This is a genomic window from Myxococcota bacterium, from assembly GCA_035498015.1.
Classification (GTDB): Bacteria; Myxococcota_A; UBA9160; order SZUA-336; family SZUA-336; genus VGRW01.
In genome coordinates, this window is the sequence record DATKAO010000119.1 from 1 (window position 1) to 4,426 (window position 4,426).

The 4,426-nt window shown below is 66.3% G+C and carries 6 protein-coding genes and 1 tRNA gene; 2 read left to right on the top strand and 5 right to left on the bottom strand.

Going from position 1 to position 4,426, the window contains the following annotated elements; translation table 11 throughout:
* Positions 1–822: 822 nt before the first annotated feature.
* Positions 823–1,194 carry an aryl-sulfate sulfotransferase N-terminal domain-containing protein gene (locus VMR86_10915; protein ID HTO07549.1) on the bottom strand — a complete coding sequence of 124 codons (372 nt, stop codon included), beginning with the start codon at positions 1,192–1,194 and terminating at the stop codon, positions 823–825.
* Positions 1,195–1,579: 385 nt separating this feature from the next.
* Between VMR86_10915 and VMR86_10920 the strand changes: the two genes are divergently transcribed.
* Together VMR86_10920 and VMR86_10925 are read left to right on the top strand one after the other, a co-directional pair.
* Positions 1,580–2,215: a tetratricopeptide repeat protein gene (locus tag VMR86_10920; GenBank protein ID HTO07550.1), complete on the top strand. Its 636-nt coding sequence runs from the start codon at positions 1,580–1,582 to the stop codon at positions 2,213–2,215.
* Positions 2,216–2,400: 185 nt separating this feature from the next.
* The gene (locus tag VMR86_10925; GenBank protein HTO07551.1) at positions 2,401–2,814 is read left to right on the top strand and encodes a hypothetical protein; all 414 of its coding nucleotides are present in this window, start codon (positions 2,401–2,403) and stop codon (positions 2,812–2,814) included.
* Positions 2,815–2,905: 91 nt separating this feature from the next.
* On the opposite strand, the gene VMR86_10930 is transcribed toward VMR86_10925, so the two are convergent.
* The 4 genes from VMR86_10930 to VMR86_10945 form a co-directional block, all read right to left on the bottom strand.
* Positions 2,906–2,979: transfer RNA gene (locus VMR86_10930), tRNA-Pro, on the bottom strand.
* 43 nt (positions 2,980–3,022) lie between these two features.
* Positions 3,023–3,775, bottom strand: a complete 753-nt coding sequence (locus tag VMR86_10935) for a hypothetical protein (GenBank protein HTO07552.1) — start codon at positions 3,773–3,775, stop codon at positions 3,023–3,025.
* A gap of 29 nt (positions 3,776–3,804) precedes the next feature.
* Positions 3,805–4,059: a hypothetical protein gene (locus VMR86_10940; GenBank protein HTO07553.1), complete on the bottom strand. Its 255-nt coding sequence runs from the start codon at positions 4,057–4,059 to the stop codon at positions 3,805–3,807.
* A gap of 43 nt (positions 4,060–4,102) precedes the next feature.
* The coding region (locus VMR86_10945) for a non-canonical purine NTP pyrophosphatase (GenBank protein HTO07554.1) at positions 4,103–4,426 on the bottom strand (324 nt) is incomplete at its 5' end.

Here is a 4,426-nt window from a genome sequence, read left to right on the forward strand (position 1 = left end):
GCGAGCGGATAGCCGTCGCTGGAGTGAGTCGCACTTGTTGTGAGATACTGGCGTCTGGGCTGATCGCAGAGATCGACGAGGCGAACGGGATCTCGTAGTCAGTGCTGAATTCCGTGAGCACGCCACCCAACCGCCAGTAAGAGATAGAAACTCGCTCTGCACAACTGCAAATGAGGGGCCGCCACTGACTCCACCCCAGGCGTAGCCCAGCTCCCCGGAGGTGATCGCACGCGACGCCGTCGTGCCTACCGACACGCTGAACCGCTTCTTCGTCTCGCCGGTGAACGGCGTCGACCACGTCGTCCTATGGAAGGCCCGCGATGACGCTTGAGCGCAGGCTGCGGCGGCGCGACCTCCTCCGAGGTCGGTGCTAGCGTTTTGGGCTCCGCCGACTTCTCCAGATCGGGTGGGCTCACCTGACGCTAGAAGCAGCGCTTCGGACGAAGCGCAAGGACGAACTCTCAGCGCTGGCGCATCAACTCGGCCTGCCGCCGGGCAAGCGCGGCAAGGATGCGCTCGTCGAGCTGATCCTCGAGCAGCGCCCGGAGCAGGCGTCGAAGCTCGTGCTGCCCGGCTGGTGGACGCGCAACATGCGCGTTCCCGGGCTCGAGACCCTCGAGCCGCCTGGTCTAGTTTGGTCGATTGCTTCCAACATCTGGAAGGCGGGCGTCTGCCCGGTGCGCGTCAATCCAACGGGCCCACTCGTCATGGAGGTCAGACGCCTGCTTCATCTTCGAAGTGAATCCATCGTGATCGCCACGCCCGAGGTACTTATAGGCCTCGATCTCTAGCTCGAGGCTCCTTTGATAGGTTCGGTACGGCTTACTCATAGCGAGCCTGCAGGACCGTCGGGTTGACGTACACCCCCGTCGGATCATCGAAGGGTGGCGTGTCGATCTCGAGTGTCGTGCGAGGCGCGCCTCTTCCACCGAACGCTGCCTTCACCTCGACCGAGTTGGCAAAGTCGGCGTACAGCCCGAAGACCGGAAGAGTCACCTCACCGGTTTGCGGATCCAGGTATCCACGGGCCTCGAGATAGTCTCGTGAGTAGGTCGCGCGGATCGGCCGCACGACCGAGCCCGGCTTGGACGCGACCTCGAACTGGATGCTCTTCAACGCACTCGGCTCGCTCACGACCAGCTGGACGTTGCTGATGAACGGCGTCGGTCCGGGTGTCTGCCCGGTGACCGTCACTGTGACCGCGGCGGCAGCAGACCACGCCAAGGCCAGGAAAAATGCAGATACCACAGAGACCCAGGCTCGTTTCTTTGTGACCATTCGAACTACAGTGGTCGGCTGGAAGACATCGTGGCGCCGGTGGTGAAGGTTTTCTCTGACCCACCGGTTCAGGAAGCGGGGGACAGGCGGCTCAGCCCTCCATCACCTGCGGATCGTTCGCCCGCCCAGGTCCGGCTGCCCGCGGCGCGCCCGCCGCGGACCGGTCGAGAACAGCTCGAGTCTCTCGCTTCCATCTCTACTCGCAGGCGTGGACATGAGTCATCGGAAGCTGCGACTGTCTGCGAGCGGCTTCCGCCTGCCGTCGGTGAACTCTTCTTCGCGTAGCGTATATTCGCCCGCGATGAGAAGCCACTCGGGGCAGCGCGGCGCCTTCCTGTGCGCGCTCTTCGCAACGCTCCTTGCCGACTGCGGGATGCCGTTCAGCCAGGTCAAATACGATAGCTACTACGAGTGCGGGCTCGCGGAGTCCCGAGCGGGCAACCGTGACGGAGCGAGCCGCTGCTTCTCGCGCGCGGTGACCAACGCGCAGAGGGGCAGGCTCGGCCCGGAAAGCGAGTCGGCGTCACTCTTCGAATATGCGAAGGCCATCGGGCACCAGTGTTACTACGACGAAGCGCGCACCTCGTTTCAGCGGTCCCTCGAGCTCGAGGAGCAGCTCGCGGCTCCCCGCCCCAAGATGCAGGTCGTCGTGCTGGTCGAGCTCGCGCGCCTGGACCTCGACACCGGGCAGTACACGGAGGCGGTCCACTGGTACGAGCGCGAGATTCCCGCATTGCGAAAGGTGGCCGTCGACCGCGCCGACCCGATCGCATTCGCGGACGAGCTCGACGACTTCGCGACGGCGCTCGAGCAAACCGGAGGCGGCGCGCGCGCGACGGCGCTGCGTCAGGAGAGCGCGCAGATCCGCGCGGATCACCCGGGCGAGCTTCCGGCGACCGTCGCGGAACACTATCCGAAGGACTGCAAGAAGCCGTGACTCGCCGACACACGCGCCTCGTCTCACTCTGCCCCCTGCTCGGTCTTCTCGCCGGCTGCGCCGCGGATCCCTTCCAGGCTGCGGCGAACGACGAGCACGTGGGGCGTTGGGAATCAGCCTACGCGAACTGGCGACTAGCCGTGAGCCAGGCGGAGGCTGCCCGAGCCGCAGACACCGATCTCGCGATGCGCCACTACAATCTCGGACGCGCAGCCGGCGCGACTTGCCGCTTCGACGAGGCCGAGCGGGAGCTCCTGCTCGCGAACCAGCTCGACACGAGCACGAATGGCCCCACGTACATGTCACTGTTCGAGCTTGCGTGCATGGCCTACGACCGAGGCCAGTGGGCCAAGGCGATCGACTACTACGAGCGCGGTTTCAGCGAGATCGAGCGGATCCAGGGCAAGAATTCGCATCATCCCGCAGCCACGGCTCAGCAAGTCGACGAGTACGCGATCGCGCTGCGCAAGGCGGGCCGCCAGGCAGACGCAGACGCGGCTCGCGCACACGCCGTCGAGCTGCGTCAGCTCGAGCCCAACGCGAGGATCGTCACCGATCGAACTCCGTACGGCAATTACTGCGCGCCCGGCACTCCCTGAAGGCACGAGGGGTCTCAGCGAAGCGAGAGCGTTCTCAGAGTTTGGCACCACACTGGCACCACGCCGAGGTTTCTGAGTCGCGTAAGTCCTGTCGGGGCGGTCGGATTTGAACCGACGACCTTCTGCTCCCAAAGCAGACGCGCTACCAAGCTGCGCTACGCCCCGGTGCAGAGCAGGCTAACGCGCGGGGGCCGATCCCGCTAAGCGGCTACGGGAACGGGACCCCGGCTTCCTCGCCGTGGTCGAGCGTGTACACGTAGGGGCCGAAGGTCGAGGTCGGGACGCCGTTCTCGAATGACTGGGCCATGTACTCGCGGCGGACGGTGCCGCGTTCGAGGGTCACCCAGTAGTCGCTCACCGAGCTCGTGCCGAAGGTGTCTTTGCCGACCTTGAACGTGAGTGTCTGCTCGCGGTGGAACTGGGCGACGGGCATCGTGCCCAAGGGCGTCGGGTTGAAGTCTCCGAAGACTTGGCCCGCTCCCGGAACCGCCATCACGAACCCCACGAAGGTCGTGAACCCTGCCAGCGTCGCCTTCCCTGCCTTCTGCGCCTGGTACAGGATCTTGAAGCCGAGCTTGTACTTCTGCGGCTTGCCGGGGACGAACACGAAGGACTCGACCTTCTTCGGCTTGGCGATCACGAGGGCGATGTCGGGCTCGAGCGCGATCGTGCCGACGCGCGCCTCCTTGCCGTGCACCAGCTCGTTCACGTCGACTTCGGTCTGGCCGTCTTCGTCGTACTGGGACTCGAACACCGTGGACTTCGGGAGCTCGACGGCCTGGAGCACCTGGGCCATCACGCTCGCGCCGTCGTCGCGCGCGTAGACGCGAAAGTCACCCTGCTGGGGGTGGCCGTCGAGATAGGCGGTCAGGTCGATCTTGGCGACCTTGCCGGCGAAGGCGGGCGCGGCGCTGAAACACGCCACCAGCGCTAGACACGCGATCCTCGAGATCCGACTCACGACCCGCTCTCCCTCGGGTCACGAGTGTATCAGAGACCGGGCACCTCGGAGTCGTGGGCGTGGCCGATCGCGCGGCGCAGGTTCGGGTCGAGCTTCCCGCAGTCGAAGACGACTTTCTTGGAGTGGACGGCCTTCACGGCAGCGAGCGGGATGCGGAAGTCACCGGAGTTCTCGACGTACACGATCACGTCTTCGCGCGAGACCTCGCGCACGGCGCCGAACTCCTCGCCGCCATCGGAGACGAATGCCTGGAAGCCGACCTCGATCCTGGGCTGGGTGCTCATCCTGGGGGTTTCCTCCAGGGCCAAGCCTACCCTGCCCGACCGTTCAGAGCACCTCGCGCAGGAAGGGCGCGATCCGGCGCAGCGCCTGGCCGCGGTGACTCAGGCGCCCCTTCTCGTCCGAGGTCAGCTCGGCCATGGTGCGGCCGTGGGCCCCGTCGGGCAGGAAGATGGGGTCGTAGCCGAAGCCGCCGGCGCCGCGCGGGGTGAGCGCGATCGCGCCCTCGCACGTGCCGCGGGCGGTGGCGGTCACCTCGCCGTCGGGCTCCGACACGGCCACGGTGCACACGAAGCGCGCGCGGCGGTTCTCGGCGCGCGCGAGCTCGCGCAGGAGCTTCTCGAGGTTGGCGCGGTCGTCGCCGTGCGTGCC